General features: G+C 68.9%; 22 protein-coding genes. 10 read left to right on the forward strand and 12 right to left on the reverse strand.

Annotated elements, in window-relative coordinates:
- Positions 1–39 precede the first annotated feature (39 nt).
- Positions 40–588, reverse strand: coding sequence for a peptide-methionine (S)-S-oxide reductase MsrA (msrA, locus tag ACWICD_RS10055; RefSeq protein ID WP_454140070.1), 549 nt, complete (start codon positions 586–588; stop codon positions 40–42).
- Between the two features lie 92 nt (positions 589–680).
- Here msrA and ACWICD_RS10060 point away from each other — a divergent pair, with 92 nt between their 5' ends.
- The 4 genes from ACWICD_RS10060 to ACWICD_RS10075 all read left to right on the forward strand — a co-directional run bounded on the left by ACWICD_RS10060 (position 681) and on the right by ACWICD_RS10075 (position 3,603).
- On the forward strand, positions 681–2,036 hold the full coding sequence (locus tag ACWICD_RS10060) for a serine hydrolase (RefSeq protein WP_376125506.1): 1,356 nt from the start codon (positions 681–683) through the stop codon (positions 2,034–2,036).
- Positions 2,037–2,209: 173 nt separating this feature from the next.
- Positions 2,210–2,614: a DUF3054 domain-containing protein gene (locus ACWICD_RS10065; RefSeq protein ID WP_376125509.1), complete on the forward strand. Its 405-nt coding sequence runs from the start codon at positions 2,210–2,212 to the stop codon at positions 2,612–2,614.
- Positions 2,615–2,652: 38 nt separating this feature from the next.
- On the forward strand, positions 2,653–3,036 hold the full coding sequence (locus ACWICD_RS10070; protein WP_376125512.1) for a PPOX class F420-dependent oxidoreductase: 384 nt from the start codon (positions 2,653–2,655) through the stop codon (positions 3,034–3,036).
- 93 nt (positions 3,037–3,129) lie between these two features.
- On the forward strand, positions 3,130–3,603 hold the full coding sequence (locus ACWICD_RS10075) for a hypothetical protein (RefSeq protein WP_454140071.1): 474 nt from the start codon (positions 3,130–3,132) through the stop codon (positions 3,601–3,603).
- Between the two features lie 8 nt (positions 3,604–3,611).
- On the opposite strand, the gene ACWICD_RS10080 is transcribed toward ACWICD_RS10075, so the two are convergent.
- On the reverse strand, positions 3,612–4,586 hold the full coding sequence (locus tag ACWICD_RS10080; protein WP_454140072.1) for an aggregation-promoting factor C-terminal-like domain-containing protein: 975 nt from the start codon (positions 4,584–4,586) through the stop codon (positions 3,612–3,614).
- Between the two features lie 204 nt (positions 4,587–4,790).
- On the opposite strand from ACWICD_RS10080, the gene ACWICD_RS10085 reads away from it, so the two are divergent.
- Entirely contained in the window at positions 4,791–5,534 is a 744-nt protein-coding gene (locus ACWICD_RS10085; RefSeq protein ID WP_376125520.1) for an NUDIX hydrolase, read from the forward strand.
- A gap of 9 nt (positions 5,535–5,543) precedes the next feature.
- Here ACWICD_RS10085 and ACWICD_RS10090 read toward each other — a convergent pair whose 3' ends face one another.
- Complete coding sequence (locus ACWICD_RS10090) at positions 5,544–6,800, reverse strand: RNA polymerase sigma factor (protein ID WP_376125522.1); 1,257 nt, start codon at positions 6,798–6,800, stop codon at positions 5,544–5,546.
- Complete coding sequence (locus tag ACWICD_RS10095) at positions 6,778–7,197, reverse strand: YciI family protein (protein WP_376125523.1); 420 nt, start codon at positions 7,195–7,197, stop codon at positions 6,778–6,780. Before ACWICD_RS10095 ends, ACWICD_RS10090 begins: the two co-directional genes overlap by 23 nt.
- 107 nt (positions 7,198–7,304) lie before the next feature.
- Here ACWICD_RS10095 and ACWICD_RS10100 point away from each other — a divergent pair, with 107 nt between their 5' ends.
- A complete protein-coding gene (locus ACWICD_RS10100; protein WP_376125526.1) occupies positions 7,305–7,706 on the forward strand; it encodes a PPOX class F420-dependent oxidoreductase in 402 nt (133 codons plus the stop codon).
- A 65-nt stretch (positions 7,707–7,771) separates the two neighbouring features.
- Here ACWICD_RS10100 and ACWICD_RS10105 read toward each other — a convergent pair whose 3' ends face one another.
- The 5 genes from ACWICD_RS10105 to ACWICD_RS10125 form a co-directional block, all read right to left on the reverse strand.
- The gene (locus ACWICD_RS10105) at positions 7,772–10,183 is read right to left on the reverse strand and encodes a M14 family zinc carboxypeptidase (RefSeq protein ID WP_454140101.1); all 2,412 of its coding nucleotides are present in this window, start codon (positions 10,181–10,183) and stop codon (positions 7,772–7,774) included.
- A 328-nt stretch (positions 10,184–10,511) separates the two neighbouring features.
- Positions 10,512–12,926, reverse strand: a complete 2,415-nt coding sequence (locus ACWICD_RS10110) for a M14 family zinc carboxypeptidase (RefSeq protein ID WP_454140073.1) — start codon at positions 12,924–12,926, stop codon at positions 10,512–10,514.
- 278 nt (positions 12,927–13,204) lie between these two features.
- On the reverse strand, positions 13,205–14,209 hold the full coding sequence (locus tag ACWICD_RS10115; protein ID WP_454140074.1) for a TIGR03557 family F420-dependent LLM class oxidoreductase: 1,005 nt from the start codon (positions 14,207–14,209) through the stop codon (positions 13,205–13,207).
- Positions 14,210–14,219: 10 nt separating this feature from the next.
- Positions 14,220–14,810 (reverse strand): Dps family protein, encoded by a 591-nt coding sequence (locus tag ACWICD_RS10120; protein ID WP_454140075.1) that lies wholly within the window; start codon positions 14,808–14,810, stop codon positions 14,220–14,222.
- A gap of 88 nt (positions 14,811–14,898) precedes the next feature.
- Entirely contained in the window at positions 14,899–15,195 is a 297-nt protein-coding gene (locus ACWICD_RS10125; RefSeq protein WP_376125530.1) for a DUF503 domain-containing protein, read from the reverse strand.
- A gap of 88 nt (positions 15,196–15,283) precedes the next feature.
- Between ACWICD_RS10125 and ACWICD_RS10130 the strand changes: the two genes are divergently transcribed.
- A complete protein-coding gene (locus ACWICD_RS10130; RefSeq protein ID WP_376125532.1) occupies positions 15,284–15,778 on the forward strand; it encodes a bifunctional nuclease family protein in 495 nt (164 codons plus the stop codon).
- A 51-nt stretch (positions 15,779–15,829) separates the two neighbouring features.
- Here ACWICD_RS10130 and ACWICD_RS10135 read toward each other — a convergent pair whose 3' ends face one another.
- Entirely contained in the window at positions 15,830–16,882 is a 1,053-nt protein-coding gene (locus tag ACWICD_RS10135; RefSeq protein WP_454140076.1) for an LLM class flavin-dependent oxidoreductase, read from the reverse strand.
- 107 nt (positions 16,883–16,989) lie between these two features.
- Here ACWICD_RS10135 and ACWICD_RS10140 point away from each other — a divergent pair, with 107 nt between their 5' ends.
- Positions 16,990–17,658: an NAD(P)H-binding protein gene (locus tag ACWICD_RS10140; RefSeq protein ID WP_376125536.1), complete on the forward strand. Its 669-nt coding sequence runs from the start codon at positions 16,990–16,992 to the stop codon at positions 17,656–17,658.
- Positions 17,659–17,706: 48 nt separating this feature from the next.
- Here ACWICD_RS10140 and arsB read toward each other — a convergent pair whose 3' ends face one another.
- Together arsB and ACWICD_RS10150 are read right to left on the reverse strand one after the other, a co-directional pair.
- Positions 17,707–18,825: an ACR3 family arsenite efflux transporter gene (arsB, locus tag ACWICD_RS10145; protein ID WP_454140077.1), complete on the reverse strand. Its 1,119-nt coding sequence runs from the start codon at positions 18,823–18,825 to the stop codon at positions 17,707–17,709.
- Positions 18,826–18,871: 46 nt separating this feature from the next.
- Entirely contained in the window at positions 18,872–19,222 is a 351-nt protein-coding gene (locus ACWICD_RS10150) for a metalloregulator ArsR/SmtB family transcription factor (protein WP_376125541.1), read from the reverse strand.
- Between the two features lie 86 nt (positions 19,223–19,308).
- Between ACWICD_RS10150 and ACWICD_RS10155 the strand changes: the two genes are divergently transcribed.
- Both ACWICD_RS10155 and ACWICD_RS10160 read left to right on the forward strand, forming a co-directional pair.
- On the forward strand, positions 19,309–20,625 hold the full coding sequence (locus tag ACWICD_RS10155) for an NAD(P)-binding domain-containing protein (RefSeq protein WP_376125543.1): 1,317 nt from the start codon (positions 19,309–19,311) through the stop codon (positions 20,623–20,625).
- A gap of 73 nt (positions 20,626–20,698) precedes the next feature.
- Positions 20,699–21,106 carry an arsenate reductase ArsC gene (locus tag ACWICD_RS10160; RefSeq protein WP_376125546.1) on the forward strand — a complete coding sequence of 136 codons (408 nt, stop codon included), beginning with the start codon at positions 20,699–20,701 and terminating at the stop codon, positions 21,104–21,106.
- Positions 21,107–21,108: the final 2 nt, after the last annotated feature.

Raw genomic sequence — 21,108 nt, forward strand, 5'->3', positions numbered from 1 at the left:
GATGCCGGCCGGGTGGCGGCATCCGCTCATCTCACAGCGTCACGCCGAGGCGGCGGCGTCGCGGCGGGGCAGCACCCACCCGGCGCGGGGGAAGTGGCAGGTGTACCCGTTCGGGTACGTGATCAGGTAGTCCTGGTGCTCGGGCTCGGCCTCCCAGAAAGGGCCGGACGGCTCGATCGTCGTGACGACGGCACCCGGCCAGAGGCCCGAGGCGTCGACGTCGGCGATCGTGTCGCGCGCGACCTGCTCCTGCTCGGGCGTCACGGGGAAGATCGCGGACCGGTAGCTCGTGCCGATGTCGTTGCCCTGGCGATTGAGCGTCGACGGGTCGTGGATCTGGAAGAAGAACGCCAGGATGTCGCGATACGACGTCTGCGCCGGGTCGAAGACGACCTCGATGGCCTCGGCGTGCCCGGGGTGGTTGCGGTAGGTCGGGTGGGCGTTCTCGCCGCCCGTGTATCCGACGCGCGTCGCGAGCACGCCGGGCTGCCGGCGGATGAGGTCTTCCATGCCCCAGAAGCATCCGCCCGCGAGGACGGCGGTCTCGGTGCCGGGGGTCTGCGTGATCGTGCCGGTGTCGTCGGTCATGGCTTCTCCTGAGCGGTGCGCGGGCGTCCTCCAGCAGTATCTCAGCCCACGGGGGGAGGAGGGCCGGACCCGACATGAGGCAGGCTGGAACGATGGTCACTTTCACCGACAAACGACCGATCCGCCGCGCGGCGGCCGGCTTCGCAGCCGCCGTGCTCGCCCTCGCGCTCGCCGCGTGCGCCGTGACGCCCGACGCGCCGACCGAGACGTTCGAGATCCCGGACACCGCCGTGGGGAGTCAGGCGCAGTGGGTGCTCGACGAGATCAACGCCGACGCGGTGAGCGACGCGGCCGAGATCGAGGAGCGCTTCGACCCCGTCATGCTCGAGGAGGTCTCCGTCGAGGATCTGCGGTCCATCCTCGGCCAGATGCAGGACGCCAAGCCGTGGCGCGTCGAGACGTACGACGGCGGCGACGAGCAGGCGCGCGTGCGCATCGCCTCGTCGGCGGCCGAGTACGACATGACCGTCTCGGTCGGCTCGGACGGGCGCATGAACGGGCTCTTCTTCGGGATGCCGCAGCCCGACCGCGTCCCCGCGGCGAGCTGGGACGAACTGCGCGCCGAGATCGAGGCCCTGCCGTACGACGCCTCGCTGCAGGTGCGGACCGTCGGCTCCGACGCGCCCGACGAGCTCATCGGCGATGCGTCGGCCGCTCCGATCGGATCGATCTTCAAACTCTACGTGCTCGGCGCGGTCGTCGACGCCGTCGAGCGCGGCGATCTCGCGTGGGAGACCCCGCTCACGATCGACGGCGAGGTGCGGAGCCTGCCCAGCGGCGAGCTGCAGGATCTGCCCGACGGCTCGACCGTGACGGCGCTCGAAGCGGCCGAGAAGATGATCGCGATCAGCGACAACACGGCGACCGACGCCCTCATCCGTGCGGTCGGCCGCGAGGCCGCCGAGGCGGCGCTCGCCGAGATGGGGCACCACGACCCCGCGATCAACACGCCCTTCGTGACGACGCGCGAGCTTTTCTGGCTCGGATGGGCAGACCCGTCGCTGCGCGAGCGGTGGGCGGATGCCGCGACCCCGGCCGAGCGCGAAGCGATCCTCGCCGACGTGCCCGCGGGCGTGCCCGACATCGCGAGCGGCGACTGGGCGGTGACGGCCTGGCAGTCGGGCGTCGACTGGTTCGCGACGCCCGACGACATCGCGCGGGCGCACATCGCCCTGCAGGAGCGGGCATCGACGGATGCCGGGGCGCCGGTGCGCGGCATCCTCTCGGCCAATCCCGGGCTCGACCTCGGCGAGGAGTGGTCGTACGTCGGCTACAAGGGCGGCAGCTCGATCGGCGTGCTCGCCGGGTCGTGGTACCTCGAGCGCGACGGCGCCGAACCCGTCGTGCTGACGGCGTTCGCGCGCTCGGACGACCCGGCCGCCGTCGCCGACCCGACGGCGTTCTTCGCGATCGCCGAGGACGCCGCCGCGCTGCTCGCCGCCGGCTGATCGCGGCCCGGTGGCGGGCGGCCCGGTGGCCCGAGGCCCGGCGGCCCTGGCCGTTCGCGCGCACGAAACCTGCGGTCGCGGATGCCGCTGACGTGCGCGTGCGCGGTTTCGACGCGCGCGAACTCCCACGCCATCCCGACGTCGCCCCGAGGCACGAGCGATACCCTCGATCCGTGACCTCGAACCAGTCGGGCGGCGCCGTCGACGCGGCACCGAGCTATCCCGCGAAGCCGCTCATCCTGTCGTTCCTGATCGACGCCGTACTCGTCACGATCTTCGCGGCGATCGGGCGCGCGAGCCACGACGACCATCCGCTCATCGGTCTGTGGGACACCGCGTGGACGTTTCTCCTCGCCCTCGTGATCGCCTGGGGCGTGAGCCTGGCGTGGCGAGCACCGATGGCGCCGGTGCGCACGGGGCTGCCGGTGTGGGCCATCACGGTCGCGGGCGCCATGCTGCTTCGGATCCTGAGCGGTCAGGGCACGCAGTTCGCATTCGTCATCGTCGCGGCATCCGTGCTTCTGGTCATGCTCGTCGGCTGGCGGCTCATCGCCGGACTCGTGACCCGCGCGCGCTGAGGGTCGGCGCCCCGCGCTGACCGGGCGACAATGGACGGATGCCCGAACCTTCGAGTCCGATCGCCGATCACGAGTACGTCTTGCTCACGACCTACCGCAAGACCGGCGTGCCGGTGGGCACCCCCGTGTGGATCGTCCGCGACGGCGATGAGCTGCTCGTCACGACCGGAGGCGGTTCCGGCAAGGTCAAGCGCCTCCGGCACACTCCGCGTGTCACCCTGACCCCGTGCGATGCGCGCGGCAATCCCGCCGACGACGCGGACTCCGTCGAAGCGACCGCCGTCGTGCGGGATGACGCGGCGACACTGGGTCGTCTCGATCGCGCGCTCGCGGCCAAGTACGGCGTGAAATACAAGATGCTCCGTGCGGCGCAGAAGCTCCGTCGCGCGCAGAGCGCGTCGGTCGCGCTCGTCATCTCGTAGCGAGCTTCCTCCCCAGGCGGGGCGATCGCCGACGTTCTCCACCGACCGGGATCTGCACGTCGCGGGGCGCTGGGGCGCCGTCAGGGTGGACGCATGACACCGACCAGACGAGACCTCGACCGCAACCGGATCCTCACGAGCGACGAAGCCCTCACCGATCAACTCGGCCTGCTGCTCGAGCGGGCGATCAATCCACGGCAGCTGTGGCTGCTGTTCCTCGACGCGGGCGATCGATTGACCGACTCGATCATGCCGTGCGACAACTACCCGCAGGACCCCGACGAGATCGTCCGAGTACCCGATCTCGGGCATGTCACGAACGCGAGCGTCCTCGCGGCGCACCTGGGGGATCTCTGCACGTGGACGGATGCCGCGAGCGTCGTGCTCGTCTGGGAGCGGCCCGGTCCGCCCGAGTTCGGCTCCGACGAGCTCAGATGGGCACGTGCCATGTCAGACGCGTGTCGCCACGCCGAGGTGCCGCTGCGCGGGCAGTTCCGTCTGCACGACGACGGTGTGCGGATTCTGACCCCCGACGACTACCTCGGTGAAGCGGCGATCGCGGTGTGAGCGCTGACTCAGTACCAGCCGACCGACTGCGAATGGCCCCACGCGTTGCACGGCGAGCCGTAGCGCCCCGCGATGTACCCGAGGCCCCACGCGACCTGCGTGCTGGCGTTGGTCTGCCAGTCGGCACCGGCGCTGGCCATCTTGCTGCCGGGGAGCGCCTGGGGGATGCCGGTGGCACCGCTCGAGGCGTTGTAGGCCTGGTAGTTCCAGCCCGACTCCTTGTTCCACAGCGAGACGAGGCATCCGAACTGGTCGTCGCCCCAGCCGTAGTTGCCGAGCATCGCCCGCGCGGATGCCTGCGCGCCGGCCGGGCTGTTGTCGCCGACGGCACCGCCGGTCGCGAAGACGGGGGCGGATGCCGCGGGCCGGGCGGGAGCGGCAGCAGCAGCGGCCGCCGCCGCGGCTGCGGCTTCGGCTTCGAGGCGGGCCTGCTCGGCGGCCTCCTGCTCGGCCTTCAGCGCGATGGCGGCGTCGAGGCTGCCGCGCAGCGCTGCGACCTCGGCCTCGATGGGGTCGATGAGCGTGGTCACTTCGTCGGTCACGGTCGGCAGGAACACGACCGCGCTCGCCTCGGTGCCGGCGTCGAGGCGCTCGACGGCCTCGACGAGCTCGGTCGTGTCGACGACGGTGACGGGGGCATCGATCTCGAGACCGGATGCGGCGATATCGGCGGTCACCGTCTCAGCCGCGGCGATCGTCGCCTCAGCGGCGGCGAGGGCGTCGTTCGCCTCGGTCAGCACGTCGCCGTGGGTGTCGTCGGTCGTCGTCGCGTCGTGGAGCGCAGTGACCGCTGACGCGAGCACGAAGCTCCCGAAGGGTCCCGCGGCTTCGGCCTGTGCCACGGGACTCGCGGCGGTCATGCTCGCGGTGGCGACCAGGCCCAGGGCGAGTGTCGCGGCGATGACGGTGGGGCGGCGGCGCGCTCGCTGTTCGGCGAGGCGGCGCAGGCGGCGGGCAGGAGAGAAAGACGTGTTCGAGCGCATGAATTCTGGTTCCGTATCGGGGTATTCGCGCCATCGGGCAGACGCGTGGTGCCCGTCTCCGCAGGCACAAGTCAGCGAGTCTGCTCCCCGTTTCTGGACGATTCGGGTGCGTTACCTGAGCGTTACATGGATGCCGGGAGCTTCGCGCAGCGTCGGCAAGCGGCTGTCCGCCGCGGCGTCACCGGACGGCGATAGCCTGGATCGATGCCCACCGACCTCGATCCGCAGAGCGCGCGGATGCAGCTCGCAGCGCTGGCCGACGCGGTCGCGACGGGGCGTGGCGGGTCAGGATTCACCGCCTTCGCGGACGAGCCTGTACTGCGGGACGCCCGATCGGCGGCGGTGCTCATCCTCTTCGGCGTGCTCGACGATCTTCCGAGCGATCACGATGCGCAGGCGTCGGCGGTCAGCCGCGATCTCGACGTGCTGCTGCTCGCGCGCGCCGAGACGCTGCGCGCTCACCCCGGTCAGATCGCGTTCCCCGGTGGGCGCCTCGATCCGCACGACGACGGGCCGGTCGGCGCGGCCCTGCGCGAAGCACAGGAGGAGACCGGGCTCGATCCCGACGGCGTCGACGTGCTCGGCACGCTGGAGGCGGTGCCGCTCACCTTCTCGCGTCATCTCGTCACGCCTGTCCTGGGCTGGTGGCGGCATCCCAGCGCGGTCCGCGTGGTCGATGAGCGGGAATCCGCCGACGTCTTCCGCGCTCCCGTCGCGGATCTCCTCGACCCCGCGAATCGCGGGTCGATCGTGGTCACGCGGGGTGAGCAGCGGTTCCGCAGCCCCGGGTTCCTCGTGCCGCGCGCCGATCGGCCCGGCGCTCATCTGGTCTGGGGCTTCACGGGAGCGCTGCTGGACGGATTGTTCGACAGGCTCGGGTGGACAGAGCCCTGGGATGCCGCCCGCGAACTGCCTCTTCCGCCTCTCGGCGACGACAACGGGCGCTGACCCGTCGCGTCACGCCAGCGTCTCCGCCTTGGCTTCGAGGACAGAGCGCTGGGCGGCGTTCCGTGCGAGGGATGCCGCGGTTCGCAGCTCGGAACGCGCCTCGTCGACGCGCCCGAGCCGGGCGAGCAGTTCTCCGCGCACACTCGGCAGGAGGTGCGAGCCGTTCAGCGCGCCGCGGGCCTCCAGCTCGTCCAGTATCGGCAGGGCCTGCGCGGGACCGGTCGCCATCGACACCGCGACTGCGCGGTTGAGCTCGACGACCGGGCTCGGCGCGACACGGCCAAGGGCCTCGTACAGCACGACGATCCGCGACCAGTCGGTCGTGTCGACGCTCGGCGCGACGGCATGACACTCGGCGATCGCCGCCTGCAGCGCGTACGGGCCGCGACCGGATCGGCGCGCTGCGGCCGCGGCATCCGCTCTCTCCAGGAGCCCACGCGCGCGGGCGATCTGGCCGTGGTCCCAGCGTGCACGATCCTGGTCGGCCAGGAGCACCGGGGCGCCCGACGAGGTCTCGCGCGCGGCGAAGCGCGAGCGCTGGAACTCCATGAGGGCGACGAGGGCGAGGGGCTCGGCCTCGCGGGGGAGCAATCCGCTCACGACACGTCCGAGACGCAGGGCTTCGTCGGCGAGATCGGGGCGCAGCCATCGGTCTCCCGTCGTCGCGGCGTAGCCCTCGGTGAAGACGAGGTAGACGACGCCGAGCACGGTGCCCAGGCGCGCTTTCCATTCCGCGGGGTCCGGAGTCTCGAACGGGATGCGGGCGGCGCTGAGGGTCTTCTTCGCGCGGGTGATGCGGGCTTGCACGGTCGGCACGGTCGTCAGCAGCATCCGTGCGATCTCGTCGGTCGACAGGCCCGCGACGACGCGGAGCGTGAGCGCGACCTGCGACTGCCGCGAGAGCACAGGGTGGCATGCGGTGAAGACGAGGCGCACGATGTCGTCGTCGATCGGCTCCCATTCGGCATCCGCCGCCTCGTCGAGGGTGACCGCGATCCGGGCGTAGCGCTCGTCGCGGCGCTCTCGCCTGCGCCAGGAGTCGATGGCTCGGCGCTTCGCCACGGCCGTGAGCCATGCGCCGGGGTTCGACGGCACGCCGTCTGCGGGCCACGACCCGAGCGCTTCGACGACGGCTTCCTGCGCGACGTCCTCGGCGAGGCCGAGGTCGCCGGTCATCTTGGCGAGGGAGGCGACGATCCGCACGCCTTCGATGCGCCAGACGGCCTCGACCGTGCGGCGGACGTCATTCGGTGCCGAGCTCGGCACGCCACTCCTTCTCTTTGCGGATGAACTCGTTGTCGGAGTAGTCGGCGAAGTCGCTCTCGTCGGTCACGCGCCGCACCTCGAGCTTCGCTCCGGGACCGAGCGGACAGCGCTTGGCCCACTCGAGCGCCTCTTCGGCGGTCGCGGTCTGCACGATCCAGAACCCGTTGAACAGCTCGTGCACCTCGCCGTAGGGCCCATCGCTCACGACGGGGGCTTCGCCGTCGAAATCCACGACGTAGCCCGGCTCGGGTGCGAGCCCGTCGCCGGCGACGAGGACCCCGGCGGAGATCATCGACTCGTTGTACGCGCCCATCGCGTTGATGACCGCTTCGAAATCCATCTCGGCGTACGCGTCGGCGGCCTGCGACGTCGCGCGCATGATCAGCATGTGCTTCATGGGGTGCTCCCTGTTCGGCGGGGATCGGTCATCCCCTCTCACTATGACGTCGAACGGGCGGCCGCGGAATCGACATGCTGCCGAAATCTTCGGGGCAGACTATGACCATGCCCCATGTCGACGAGATCGTCCCCGCTGAATACCGCCGTCTGCTCGAGTTGCCGCTGTACGGGCACCTCGGCACGATTCGACCGAACGACACCGTGCAGGTCACTCCGATGTGGTTCGAGTTCGACGGTGAACATGTCCGATTCACGCACACGAACTACCGCCAGAAGTACCGCAACCTGCAGCACAACCCGTCGATGGCTCTGTCCATCCTCGATCCGGACAGCCCGTTCCGCTATCTCGAGGTGGCCGGGCGTCTCGTCGAGGTCGTGCCCGACCCCGAGGGGGCGTTCTACGTGCAGCTGCAGAACCGGTACGGCAACCCCAGCACGACGCCCCCGCCGGACAAGGCCGACCGCGTGATCCTCGTCATGTCGATCGAACGCTCGACGAAGCAGTAACCCGCGCTCGATGAAAACACGGAAGCCCGTGACCGAATCGGTCACGGGCTTCCGCTTTCAGAGGGTCAGCCGCAGTTGGTTGCGGCGTAGGTGACGCTCGTCGTCAGGTCGTTACGGTCACCGGCGGTGCCGGTGATTCCGATGTCGCCTGCCGTCAGCGTCGCGGTGCGGGTGTTGATCGAGACCGAAACGGTCTTGCCCGGCTGCACCGCCGTGAACGACTTGCCACCGTGGTCACTGGTGACCGTGATGTCCGCCGGGACGGAGTCGTTGTTCTTGACGGTGACCGAGGTGTACACCTTGCCTGCGAGGCAGCGCGTGGTGACCTGAGCATCCAGGTCGACCAGGCTGCGGTCGTAAGCGACGCGCATCATCTCCATGAGACCGTTCGAGTACTCCTGCGACTCGGGGTGAGCCGCGGCAGCCGTCGGGTTCTCGCTCGTGAACGGGGGCTGGAAGGAACGACCGACCTCGAAGTTCCACGCGTAGATGCCGTGCTTGTACCACAGCATGTCACCCGAGTTACCGGCGGCCGAGTAGAGCACGTCGATGATCGGGCCGGTGCGGGCCGGGGTCACCGACAGGCCGCGGTGGCGCTTGATCTCACCGAGGATGCGCTCCGAGGCTTCCCAGAAGTACGCCTCGTCCTCGGCGCTCGGACGCGGGGCGGGCTCGCGGCCGGGGACCTTGTACGCACCCGGCGACCACATGAAGTAGTCACCCGAGCTGTGCAGGTTCATCGAGAACGTGATGTTCTGGTGGTTGGTCGCGAGCCAGTCGATGTTGGCCGACTCGGGCTCGCTCAGCTCCGCCGGACCCGCATACGAGCCACTGGTGCAGGAGTGCGAGGCGCCGCTGTAGCCGTCGAACAGGCTGTACGTGTCGTAGTTGCGGTTGTTGTCGACACCCCACGAGTTGCGCGAGTTGTAGTCCGCGGTGCCCGTGATCTCACAGTGGTTCGTCATGTTCTTGCGCTGCGACGCAAAGTCGTAGAACGAGTAGTGACCACCATCGGGGTTGACGGACGGCAGGATCCAGATGTCGAGGTTCTCGACGAGCTTGCGGACCTCGGCGTTGGACTCGTAGTTGCGCAGCAGACGCTCGGCCGTCTCGATCGTGACCAGCGGCGGGACCCACTCACGAGCGTGCTCCTGGGCGTACGCCATGACGCCCATCTTCGAGCCGTCGCGGGTGGTGCCGATGCGGATGCCGTAGACCGTCTGCGGCTCGCGCGAGACGGATGCCGGTGCCGACAGGCCGTCGGTGAGCGTCGCGGTCGCCGCGGCGACCGTGCCCAGGCCCGCGTTGCCGCGGTAGGTGTACGCGTTGACGAGCGCGGATGCAGCCTCCGAGCCGTTGATCGCGGCGACGACCTGTGCGGCCGTGGTCGTGATCGCGCCCTCGGCGTCGGTTGCGGGCGTCACCGTGACGGTGGTGCCGTCGACGGCGACACCGAGCGCGGCGTTCGCGCCGGTGGGTGCGGCGATCGAGACGACGATGCCGTTGCCACCTTCGTGGCCCCACGCCTTCGAGTCGACACCGACGATGCTGGCGTTGCCCGTGCCGACGATGCCCTGAGCGAGGCGACGGTAACCGTTGGTCTGGTAGGGCATCTCGACGATCTCGGAGATCTCCGGGAACTCAGCCGCGAGGCTGTGGATGCGAGTGTAGAGCTCGGTCGGGGTGAGGTAGGACGTGATGAAGTCCTTCTCGAGGGGGCCGAACGGGTCCTCGTCATCGATGGCCAGCCAGTCGTTCACCTCTGCGGTGACGACCTCACCGGTCGGGCTCGTGATGCTGATCATCTCCGGACGGGTCTGGACAGCGGCAGCGCCACGGTGCTTGATGTAGACGCTGGCGTCCACGAAGCGCGTGATGTTCTGCTGTCCGCCCGAGCCGATCTCGGTGCCGGGGCCGCTGTCGCGACGCACGACCATCGGTGCGGTGTTGGTCTGGCCATCGGCGAAGCGGGCCTCGACCGAGAGGTAGCCGACACCGAACGACGTGTAGTAGTCGACGCGCAGGATCTCGATGGACGACACGTCGTCCGCCTGGGCAGCCCGACTGAAGGACCGGTTCTCGGCGAGTGTCTGCGTGCGGAACGCCTCGCGCTCGGCGAGCACGTCCTCGGTGTCCTGCTCGGTGTACAGCACCGAGCCGATGGTGAAGCCGCGTGCCTCGAGGGCTGCGACCTGGCTGTCGGAGACCACGGCCTGCACGGTCAACGAGCCGTTGTCGTGCTGATCCACGCCGTGGTCGAGGTCGACGCCGGTCGCGATCAGACGGTCGAGTTCGTCACGGTCGGGAACCGTCACTTCGACGACATTGACCGCGTCGTCGGCTTCGAGGTGCAGATCGAGGTCGTCCTCGGACCCGACTGCACCGATGGGTGTCAGGGTTGTCAGGAGCAGGCCGGCGAGCGCGGCACTGACCGCGACACCTCCGACTGCTTTTCTTCTTCTCACAGCGGACAACATCAAGCATCCCCTCCTTGGGTGCGTGAACAGCATCGTGCAGCGAAGCGGGGTGGTGCGGGTCGAACGGTGCATCACCCCGAGGGCGAGTCCCAAGCTCATCCGCGAGCGGGGGTCATCGCGTTGTCCAATGTCTATCGGTTGTATGCACCGGGGGTCAAGCTATTTCTAAGTATCCGCTGTGAATCGGCGTAAACGGATCGCACAGCGAGATGCAGCCAGACCCGTCAGACTGGCGGCGAGATATCGTCCTGCATCAGCATCCTGCGCAGGAGGACACAAGCGTGAGGCCCGCGACCGAACCGGTCACGGGCCTCAGGCTTCCGAAGGGTCAGCCGCAGTTGGTCGCGGCGTACGTGACGCTCGTCTCCAGGTCGGTCCGGTCACCGGCGGTGCCGGTGATGCCGATCTCTCCTGCCGTCAGCGTCGCGGTGCGGGTGTTGATCGAGACCGAGACGGTCTTGCCCGGCTGCACCGCCGTGAACGACTTGCCGCCGTGGTCGCTGGTGACCCTGATGTCCGCCGGGACGGTGTCGTTGTTCGTGACCGACACCGACGTGTAGACCTTGCCGGCGAGGCAGCGCGTGGCGACCTCCGCGTCGAGACCGACCCTGCTGCGGTCGAGAGCGACGCGCATCAGCTCCATGAGCCCATTCGCGTACTCCTGCGACTCGGGGTGAGCTGCCGCAGCGGTCGGGTTCGCGCTCGTGAACGGAGGTTGGAACGACCGGCCGACCTCGAAGTTCCACGCGTAGATGCCGTACTTGTACCAGAACATGTCACCGGAGTTGCCGGCCGCCGAGTACAGCACGTCGACGATCGGTCCCGTGCGGGCCGGCGTCACGGACAGTCCGCGGTACCGCTTGATCTCGGTGAGGATGCGCGAGGATGCCTCCCAGAAGTACGCCTCGTCCTCTGCGCTCGGACGCGGCGCGGTCTCGCGACCGGGCAGCTTGTACGCACCGGGGGACCACATGAAGTAGTCGCCCGAGCTGTGCAGGTTCATCGAGAAGCGGATCTTCGGGTAGTTCGCCGCGAGCCAGTCGATGTTGCGTGACTCGGGCTCACTCAGCTCCGACGGACCGGCGTGCGTGTCGCTGCTGCACGACGTCGAGGCGCCGCTGTAGCCGTCGAACAGGCTGTAGGTGTCGTAGTTCCGGTTGACATCGACACCCCACGAATTGCGGGCGAGGAAGTCACCGGTGCCGGTCGTCGGGCAGTAGTTCACCATGTTGCGGCGCTGCGAGGCGAAGTCGTAGAAGGAGTAGTTGCCGCCGTCCGGGTTGATCGACGGGATGATCCACATGTCGAGGTTGTCGACGATCTCCTTGACCGCGTCGTTGTGCTCGTAGTTGCGCAGCAGACGCTCGGCCGTCTCGATCGTGACCAGCGGCGGGACCCACTCGCGGGCGTGCTCCTGTGCGTACGCCAGGACACCCATCTTCGATCCGTCGCGGACGGCGCCGATGCGGATCGCGTAGACGGTCTGCGGCTCGCGCGAGACGGATGCCGGTGCCGACAGCCCGTCCGTCAGCGTGGCCGACGCCGCGGCGACGACGCCACCACCCGCGTTGCCGCGGTAGGTGTAGGCCGTGACCAGTTCGGCTGCGCGCTCGGAGCCGTTGATCGCGGCGACGACCTGTGCCGCCGTACTCGTGATGGCGCCCTCGGCGTTCGTGGCCGGCGTGACCGTGATCGCCGTGCCCGAGACGTTCACCGCGAGAGCGGCGTCAGGACCGGTGGGTGCGGCGATGGAGACGACGACGCCGTTGCCGCCCTCGTGACCCCACGCCCGCGAGTCGATGCCGACACGGCTGGGGGTCGCCGTTCCCAGGATCGCCTGGGCATGACGACGATAGCCATTGGTCTGGTACGGCATCTCGACGATTTCCGAGATCTGCGGGAAGTCGGCGGCGAGACCCTTGATGCGGTCGTAGAGCTCGGTCGGGGTGAGATAGGACGTGATGAAGTCCGTCTCGTAGTGCGGGCCGAAGACATCGTCGCCGTCGATCGGCAGCCAGTCGTCGACCTTTGCGGTCACGACGTTCCCGCTCGGGCTCGTCAGGCTGATCATGTCGGGACGCGTGGTGACTGCTGTCGCACCACGGTGCTTGATGTAGACGCCGGCGTCGACGAAGCGGGTCATGTTCTGCGATCCGCCGCTGCCGATCTCGGTGCCGGGGCCGCTGTCACGCCGGACGACGATGGGTGCCGTGTTCGTCTGTCCGTCGGCGAAGCGCGCCTCGACCGAGAGATACCCCACACCGAACGACGTGTAATAGTCGGCGCGCAGGACTTCGAGATCGTCGGCACCTTCCTCTTGGACGGCCATGCGGAAGGCCCGGTTCTCAGCGAGTGCCTGCGTGCGGAAAGCTTCCCGCTCGGCGAGCACGTTCTCGGTGTCCTCCTCGGTATAGAGCACATCGCCCATCGTGAAACCGCGTGCTTCCAGCGCGGTCACCTGGCCGGGCGTGAGGATCGCTTCGACGGTGAGCGACCCGTTGTCGTGCTGCTCGACGCCGTGGTCGAGGTCGATCCCGGTGGCGATCAGGCGGTCGAGCTCGTCACGGTCGGAGACCGTCACCTCGATGACGCTGACTTCCTCGTCGGCTTCACGCAGCAGATCGAGCTCATCCTCGGATCCGACTGCGCCGATCGGCGTCAGGGTGGTCAGGAGCAGGCCGGCGAGCGCGGCGGTGACCGCGACACCTCCGACCGCCTTCCTCCGTTTTTTGACAGACAACATCGAGCATCCCTCCTCGGGTGCGTAGACAGCATCGGGCAACGAAGCGAGGTGGTGCGGGTCGAACGGTGCACCACCCCGTCGGCGAGTACCGAACTCATCCGCGAGCGGGTCATCGCGTTGCGCAATGTCTATCGCTCGGATGCACGGGGGTCAAGCGATTTCTCAGCATCCGCTGTGAATCCGGCGTCGTCGTGTCGCGTGGTCAGACCGCCGCCGATCCATCAGCGCGCCGGCGGGCGCACAGCAGGCTTCAGCCCCGATCAGGCGCGATCAGAGAGTCATCGGCCGGTCGCGCCGGAATCGCGTCGAACGCCCGAGGAGAGAGCGCGCATCTTCTCGAGCAGCGGCTCGGCGACATCGGCGAGGAAATCGTCCTGACGCTCATCGCCGATCTGGACCACCGCGATGTCGGTGAACCCGGCTTCGGTGTAGGGAACCACGCTCTGGGCGAGTTCATCGAGGTCGGGTCCGCACGCGATCGATTCCGCGATGTCCTCACGGCGTACGAAGCGGCTCGCCGCCTCGAACCCGGCCGGAGTCGGCAGGTCGGCGTTGACGGCCCATCCGCCGCCGAACCAGCGGAACTGGTCGTGCGCGCGCTCGATCGCGGCGTTCCGATCCGGATCCCACGAGATGGGCACCTGACCGATCTTTCGCGACGGCCCGTCGTGGGCGGCATCCCACGCCTCGATCAGCGACGCTTCGGGTTGCACGGCGATGAGATGGTCGCCCAGGGGCGCGAACGCCTCGACCGACTGCTCGCCCGAGACGGCGACACCGACCTCGAGCGCCGTGTCGGGCACGTCCCAGATGCGCGCGGAGTCGACGCGGAAGAACGTGCCGTCGTAGGTGACGAGGTCACCGGTCTGCAGCTCACGGATGATCTCCAGCGCTTCGACGAGCATCGACTGACGCGTGTCGACGCTCGGCCACCCGTCGCCGACGACGTGCTCGTTGAGGCTCTCGCCCGATCCGATTCCGAGCAGGAACCGGCCTTCGCTGAGGATCTGCATCGTCGCGGCCTTCTGCGCGACGACCGCCGGGTGGTAGCGCATCGTGGGGCACGTGACGTAGGTCATCAGCTCGACGCGCGAGGTCGCCTGGGCTACCGCGCCGAGCACGGTCCAGGCGTAGGGCGAGTGTCCCTGACTGGTCAGCCACGGTGAGAAATGGTCGCTCGACACTTCGAAGTCGAATCCCGCGTCCTCCGCGGCCTGTGCGTAGCGCACGAGCTCGCGCGGTCCGCTCTGTTCGGTCATGAGCGTGTAGCCGAACCTCGTCATGACAGCGTCCTCAGCGGGTCGCGGTGCGGTTCTCGGCGCTGACCATCCACGCGAACTGCTCGAGAGACTCGAGGATGGCGTGCAGGATGTCGGCGCTCGTCGGGTCCTCCTCATCGACGTCGTCATGCACGTCGCGGCAGGTCGCGACCGCGGCGTCGAGGCGCTCGGTCATGAGGTCGACGACGTCGGCCGTGTCGATCTCGCCCTGGGGGAACTCCGGCAGCGTCGTCGTCTCGGTCACCGTGTCGCTGCGGCCATCGGGGAGAGCGTGCAGCGCCCGCATCCGCTCGGCGATCGTGTCGCTGAAGCCGCGCGCGGCCTCGATGATCTCGTCGAGCTGCCGGTGCATGTCACGGAAGTTCTTGCCCACGACGTTCCAGTGGGCCTGCTTGCCCTGGCTCGCGAGCTCGAGCAGATCGACGAGCACGCGCTGAAGGTTCTCGCTCAGCGACTCCGAGGCGCGGAAACCGCTCTCGGCATTCTGCTCGCTCGTGAGCATCGCGCCGCTGCGGGCGGGGCGCCGCTTGTTCTTCGTCGCGGACTTCTTCGACGCGTCGCCCGCGGTCTTGCTCTTCGAACCGTTCTTCGTGGTGGTCGCCATGATGTCGTCTCCTTCGAGCTGTCCTTCGACGGTACGAGCTCGCCGGCACGTGCGCCCGGGGATTGCGGATGCCGCATCCCGGTGCTATTCAGTCGTCGCTCGAGTGCAGCCCGCGGCGCGATGACAGCACCGTGACCTCGGGGTGCTCGTCGGCGAGGAGGTGCTCTGCGCGATCGAGCACGTCGCGCACGTGGGACGCGTCCGCCGCGATGATGGACACGCCGATCGCGGTGCGGCGGTGCAGGTCGTGCGCACCGACCTCGGCGACGGCGACCTCGGTGCGCCGGCCCAGATCGGCCAGAAGCGGCCGCAGGATGCTGCGCTTCTCCTTGAGCGACCGCACGTCGCCCAGCAGCACATCGAACTCCATCCAGCCGATCCACATGCAGGTGAGTCTGCCACTGCGTTGCGCGTCCCACGCGCGCGCAGTCTGCCTACCATGGCAGGAGCACCTCGACCGGAAGGAGCCGCCCGTGGTCCAGGTCCGCGTTGCCGGCATCGCGCTCGACGAGTCGGGGCAGCACGTCTTGCTGCTGAAGCCGATCGACCAGCTGCCCGGCGCCGGGCGCATGCTCCCGATCTGGATCGGGGCGCTCGAGGCGACCTCGATCCTCATCGCGGTCGAGGGCGCGAGCGTGCCGAGGCCGCTCGCACACGACCTCATGAAGGGCGTGATCGAGTCCGTCGACGCGAGCGTCGAGCGCACCGAGATCACCCGCATCGACGATGGCACGTACTATGCCGAGATCACGCTCGTCACGCCCGGCGGCATCCGCATCATCGACGCGAGACCCTCGGATGCCGTCGCTCTGGCATCCCGTGCCGGAGCGGCGCTGTGGGTCGCCGACGCCGTCATGGAGGAGGCGGGCGTGCCCGATCTGATGAGCGACGAGGTCGATGCCGAAGAGAGCGTGGACGAGTTCAAGAGGTTCCTCAACGACGTCGACCCCGACGACTTCCGCGGCTGAGGCTCCACCGCGAGGCCGTCGGACGCGTCGCGACCCCGGCGTGACGGCCGGTCAGTCCTGAGTGGACGGCGTCCGGCCCGCGGTGGCCGGCTCCCAGCTGAGGGCGGGGGCGACGTGCGTCGCGAACGACTCGACGATGCGCAGGTTGAACTCGACCCCGAGCTGGCTGGGGATCGTGAGCATGAGGGTGTCCGCCGAGCGGATCGCGGCATCGTCGAGCAGCTGCTCCACGAGCACATCCGGCTCGGCCGCATAGCTCTGCCCGAACGTCGACCGCATGCCGTCGATGACGCCGACCTGATCTCCTTCTCGGGTGCGCCCGAAGTAGAGCGCATCCTCCGCCGTCGTGATGGGGAAGATCGAGCGGCTCACCGAGACGCGCGGCTCACCGCCGTGCCCGGCCGTGCGCCACGCGGCACGGAACGCGTCGATCTGCTGTGCCTGCAGCTCGTCGAACGGCAGGCCGCGGTCTTCGGTCAGCAGCGTGGAGGACATCAGGTTCACCCCGATGCTGCCCGCCCACTCGGCCGTCTCGCGCGTGCCGGCACCCCACCACACCCGAGAACGCAGCCCGGGGGAGTGCGGCTCGATCCGCTGCATGCCCGTGCCGCCGCCGAACGGCGAGTTCGCGTCGCGTTCGGCGAGTCCTTCGCCGTCGATCGCGCGCAGGAACAGGTCGAAGTGCTCGCGCGCGATATCGGCGCCGCGCGGATCGGCCGAGCCCGTGTATCCGAACGCCTCGTATCCGCGAACCACGGTCTCGGGTGATCCGCGACTCACGCCCAGCGCCAGCCGTCCGCGTGAGATGAGATCGACCGCCGCGGCTTCTTCAGCGAGGTACAGCGGGTTTTCGTAGCGCATGTCGATGACGCCGGTGCCGACCTCGATGCGCTCCGTTCGTGCCGCGATCGCGGCGAGGAGCGGCATCGGCGAGGACTGCTGACGTGCGAAGTGGTGCACGCGGAAGTAGGTGCCGTTGACACCGAGGTCGTCCATCCCCTGGGCGAGATCGATGGCCTGGTGCATCGAGTCGGCGGCGGTGAGCTGGCGTCCGCCGCCGAGGGGACCGTAATGACCGAACGAGAGGGTTCCGAAGCGCTGCATGACGGATGCAACCGCACCTGTGCGGTATCCATTCCGGTGAATGCACGTCGGTGGTGGTGCGTGTCAACCCCGCCCCGTTCGTCGGTGCCGGGACATAGGCTCGCGGTATGTCGACTCGCATTCTGCTCATCGGCGGCCACGGCAAGGTCGCGCTCCTGCTCGAACCGATCCTCGCCGATCGCGGCGACACCGTCACGGCGGTCATTCGCAATCCCGATCATGAGGCCGACGTCGCCGCGACCGGTGCGCAGCCGCTCGTCGCGGACATCGAGGAGTTCGACACCGAGCAGCTGACGAACCTCGTGAGCGGCAACGACGTGGTCGTCTGGTCGGCGGGAGCGGGCGGCGGCGACGCGGCCCGCACCTACGCTGTGGATCGGGATGCCGCGATCCGATCGATCGAGGCGGCGGTCGCCGCCGGCGTCCGGCGCTACGTCATGGTGTCGTACTTCGGCGCGGGCGCTGATCACGGTGTCGACCCCGACAACTCGTTCTTCGCCTACGCCGAGGCCAAAGCCGCCGCCGATGCGCATCTGCGCGCGAGCGGACTGGACTGGACGATCGTCGCGCCGAGCGGTCTGACGCTCGACGAGCCGACGGGGCGCATCGACGTCGAAGCCGACGAGTCGGGCACGGTGTCCCGTGCGGACGTCGCGGCCGTCGTCGCGGCCGCGCTCGCCGACGATTCGACGATCGGGCGCACGATCCGATTCAACTCCGGTGACGTGCCGATCCCCGAGGCGGTCGCGGGCACGGGCCGGCGAAGCCGGGAGTAGCCCGAACGCCGCCGCCGGTCGTGGTGTCCCGCGCGGACACCGCTGCCCTCACGGACTGAGCTGGCGCACATCCGATGGAGCACGCTCCTGCGGCGGACTGCCGGTCTGCGGATACGATCTCGCCGCGGAGTACCGCGGGCGCAGCCACAGCGCGACGTAGACGAGAGCGACCAGAACGGGCACCTCGATGAGCGGCCCGACGATGCCCGCCAGTGCCTGTCCGCTCGTGGCGCCGAACGTGCCGATGGCGACCGCGATGGCCAGCTCGAAGTTGTTGCCGGACGCGGTGAACGCCAGTGACACGGTGCGCTCGTACGAGAGGGCGATCAGCCTGCCCGTCAGGAAGCCGATGAGGAACATCAGGACGAAATAGGCCAGGAGCGGGAGCGCGATCCGCGCCACGTCGAACGGCCTGTCGATGACGTGCTGGCCCTGCAGGGCGAAGAGCATCACGATCGTGAAGAGCAGCCCGCCGAGCGCGAACGGGCCGACTTTCGGGAGGAAGACGGACTCGTACCACTGGCGTCCCCGGCGCCGCTCGCCGATGACGCGCGACAGGTACCCCGCGATGAGCGGGACGCCGAGGAACACCAGGACGCTGACCGTGATCGCCCAGACCGAGAACTCGGCGCTCGTCGTCGACAGGCCGAGCCACGTCGGCAGCACCTGCAGATAGAACCATCCGAGGCCCGCGAACGCGACCACTTGGAACACGGAGTTGACGGCCACGAGGAAGGCGGCCGCCTCGCGGTCCCCGCACGCGAGGTCGTTCCAGATGAGCACCATCGCAATGCACCGCGCGAGTCCGACGATGATCAGCCCGGTGCGGTACTCCGGCAGGTCGGGAAGCAGAAGCCAGGCCAGCGCGAACATGAGTGCGGGGCCGACCAGCCAATTGAGGATCAGCGACGAGACGAGCAGGCGCCTGTCCCGCGCGACGACGGCGACATCGGAGTAGCGCACCTTCGCCAGCACCGGGTACATCATCACGAGCAGACCGAGCGCGATCGGCACGCTGACCGATCCGATGGATGCTGCATGCAGCAGGTCGCCGAAGGCGGGAGCGAATACCGCCAGGGCGAGTCCTGCGGCCATGGCGAGAAGGATCCACAGCGGCAGAAGCTGATCGAGACGGGACAGTCTCGCCGGCGCGACGGCGTGTGTCATCGTGCTCCGCGCCGACCCTTCGCGATGATGTGTGCGCGACACGCGTTCAGGACCCCACGAGGAGCTGCGACACGCGATCGAGCGCTCCGGGGACGAGCCGGAAATACGCCCAGGTTCCGCGCTTGCTCCGCGTGAGGAAGCCCGCGGTCGTGAGGATCTTCAGGTGGTGCGAGACGGTCGGCTGGCTGAGACCCACCGGCTCGATGAGGTCGCAGACACACGCCTCGAAGTCCTCCGAAGCGGCGACGATCGACAGCAGTCGCAACCGCGTCGGATCGGCCAGCGCCTTCATCGTCGTCGCCAGCCGTTCCGCTTCCGCCGCCGTGAGCGGCTCGCGTACGAGAGGGGCGCAGCACGCGTCGGCGCGGACGTCGGTCGGCTCGAGCATCGTGGTCATGTATCGAGGGTAATCGATATTGACAGGCGTCGATAGAGCGACCAGAATCGGACAGCATCGACGCTCATCGATATCTGGAGGCCATCGTGACCCTGCTCGACCTGACGCCGCGTGTCACCGAGACGAGTCGGCTCTCGACGCTGCCCGTGGCCATCATCGGTGCGGGACCGATCGGACTGGCGGCCGCGGCGAACCTGCTCGAGCGCGGGATCGACTTCGTCGTCCTCGAGGCGGGGGAGCACGCGGCATCCAGCATTCTCGAATGGGGGCACACGCGGCTCTTCTCTCCGTGGAAGCACCTCGTCGACCCGGTATCCCGCCGACTTCTCGAAGCGCGCGGGTGGGAGCTTCCCGATCCCGAGCGCGCCCCGACGGGCGCCGAGCTCGTCGAGCGCTATGTCGCCCCGCTCGCGGAGGTCGACGAGATCGCAGCGCGTGTGCGCACGGGCGTCGAAGTCGTGGGCGTGACACGTGAGGGAATGGACCGCACCCGCAGTGCGGCACGAGCGGATGCGCCGTTCAACGTGCGCATCCGAACGGGAGGCGGCGGCATCGAGGATGTCCCTGCGCGCGCCGTGATCGACGCATCCGGCACGTACCGGTCGCCCAATCCGCTGTCGTCGAACGGCCTCGACCTGCTCGGGATGCCGGAGATCGCCGACCTCGTGACCCCCGCGCTCCCCGACGTGCTCGGCCGTGATCGTGCGCAGTTCGCCGGGCGTCGGGTCACGGTCGTCGGTGCGGGGCACTCGGCCGCGAACACGCTCCTCGCCCTGATCGACCTCGCGCGGGAGGAGCCGGACACCAGCGTGACCTGGCTCATCCGCACGGCTCGAGCGGTGCGGGTCTCCTCCTCGCCCGATGACGAGCTGATCGGACGCGCGCACCTCGGCCGCCGCGTCGATCGGGCCGTCGAGCGCTCGGAGATCGCGTTGCTCGACGGCTTCGAGATCATGACGGCCCGACGGGTCGCGGACACCGTCGAACTGGGGGGCCGTCGACACGGGGATCTCGCCGTGCACGAGGCCGACGTCGTCGTCAACGCGACGGGCTTTCGTCCCGACCTGGGCATGCTTCGCGAGATCCGACTCGACCTCGATGAGGTCGTCGAGGCTCCCCGGCGCCTCGCCCCGCTCATCGATCCGAACATGCACTCCTGCGGCACGGTCGAGCCGCACGGCTTCGGCGAGCTCACGCACCCCGAGCACGGCTTCTTCATCGTCGGCATGAAATCCTACGGACGCGCGCCGACATTCCTCCTCTCGACGGGGTACGAGCAGGTCCGATCCGTCGCGGCGTGGCTCGCCGGCGACATGGCCTCCGCGGCGAAGGTCGATCTGGTGCTTCCGGCCACCGGCGTGTGCTCGACGGACCCCGGTATCGATGGCGGATGCTGCGCGTGAACGGATCGCGCGTGCGCGCCACCGGTCGGGGGCAGCCCTCCGTCAACCGTCCGCGACGAGAAGGAACGACCTCATGACACGCAAGCCCACCGTCCTCTTCGTCTGCGTGCACAACGCCGGACGATCCCAGATGGCCGCGGGCTACCTTCGGGCCCTGGGCGGCGATGACGTCGAGGTGCTCTCGGCGGGTTCCGCGCCCAAGGACGCCGTCAACCCCGTCGCGGTGCGGGCGATGGCCGAGGAAGGAATCGACATCGCCGGCGGCATCCCGAAGATCCTGACGGTGGACGCGGTTCGGGAATCCGACGTCGTGATCACGATGGGCTGCGGTGATGCGTGCCCGATCTTCCCCGGCAAGCGGTACGAGGACTGGGAACTGGACGATCCGGCGGGGCAGGGGATCGAGGCGGTCCGCCCGATCCGCGACGACATCCGCGCTCGCATCGAAGCGCTGTTGGCGACGTTGCTTCCCGCTCGCTGAGG

This window comes from Microbacterium sp. NPDC055357, assembly GCF_053644835.1.

Bases quoted from the DNA above. Each gene is read 5' to 3' on its own strand.
- msrA (WP_454140070.1), bottom strand. From the start codon at position 588: ATGACCGACGACACCGGCACGATCACGCAGACCCCCGGCACCGAGACC.
- ACWICD_RS10060 (WP_376125506.1), top strand. From the start codon at position 681: ATGGTCACTTTCACCGACAAACGACCGATCCGCCGCGCGGCGGCCGGC.
- ACWICD_RS10070 (WP_376125512.1), top strand. From the start codon at position 2,653: ATGCCCGAACCTTCGAGTCCGATCGCCGATCACGAGTACGTCTTGCTC.
- ACWICD_RS10075 (WP_454140071.1), top strand. From the start codon at position 3,130: ATGACACCGACCAGACGAGACCTCGACCGCAACCGGATCCTCACGAGC.
- ACWICD_RS10080 (WP_454140072.1), bottom strand. From the start codon at position 4,586: ATGCGCTCGAACACGTCTTTCTCTCCTGCCCGCCGCCTGCGCCGCCTC.
- ACWICD_RS10085 (WP_376125520.1), top strand. From the start codon at position 4,791: ATGCCCACCGACCTCGATCCGCAGAGCGCGCGGATGCAGCTCGCAGCG.
- ACWICD_RS10095 (WP_376125523.1), bottom strand. From the start codon at position 7,197: ATGAAGCACATGCTGATCATGCGCGCGACGTCGCAGGCCGCCGACGCG.
- ACWICD_RS10100 (WP_376125526.1), top strand. From the start codon at position 7,305: ATGCCCCATGTCGACGAGATCGTCCCCGCTGAATACCGCCGTCTGCTC.
- ACWICD_RS10105 (WP_454140101.1), bottom strand. From the start codon at position 10,183: ATGTTGTCCGCTGTGAGAAGAAGAAAAGCAGTCGGAGGTGTCGCGGTC.
- ACWICD_RS10110 (WP_454140073.1), bottom strand. From the start codon at position 12,926: ATGTTGTCTGTCAAAAAACGGAGGAAGGCGGTCGGAGGTGTCGCGGTC.
- ACWICD_RS10115 (WP_454140074.1), bottom strand. From the start codon at position 14,209: ATGACGAGGTTCGGCTACACGCTCATGACCGAACAGAGCGGACCGCGC.
- ACWICD_RS10120 (WP_454140075.1), bottom strand. From the start codon at position 14,810: ATGGCGACCACCACGAAGAACGGTTCGAAGAGCAAGACCGCGGGCGAC.
- ACWICD_RS10125 (WP_376125530.1), bottom strand. From the start codon at position 15,195: ATGTGGATCGGCTGGATGGAGTTCGATGTGCTGCTGGGCGACGTGCGG.
- ACWICD_RS10135 (WP_454140076.1), bottom strand. From the start codon at position 16,882: ATGCAGCGCTTCGGAACCCTCTCGTTCGGTCATTACGGTCCCCTCGGC.
- ACWICD_RS10140 (WP_376125536.1), top strand. From the start codon at position 16,990: ATGTCGACTCGCATTCTGCTCATCGGCGGCCACGGCAAGGTCGCGCTC.
- arsB (WP_454140077.1), bottom strand. From the start codon at position 18,825: ATGACACACGCCGTCGCGCCGGCGAGACTGTCCCGTCTCGATCAGCTT.
- ACWICD_RS10150 (WP_376125541.1), bottom strand. From the start codon at position 19,222: ATGACCACGATGCTCGAGCCGACCGACGTCCGCGCCGACGCGTGCTGC.
- ACWICD_RS10160 (WP_376125546.1), top strand. From the start codon at position 20,699: ATGACACGCAAGCCCACCGTCCTCTTCGTCTGCGTGCACAACGCCGGA.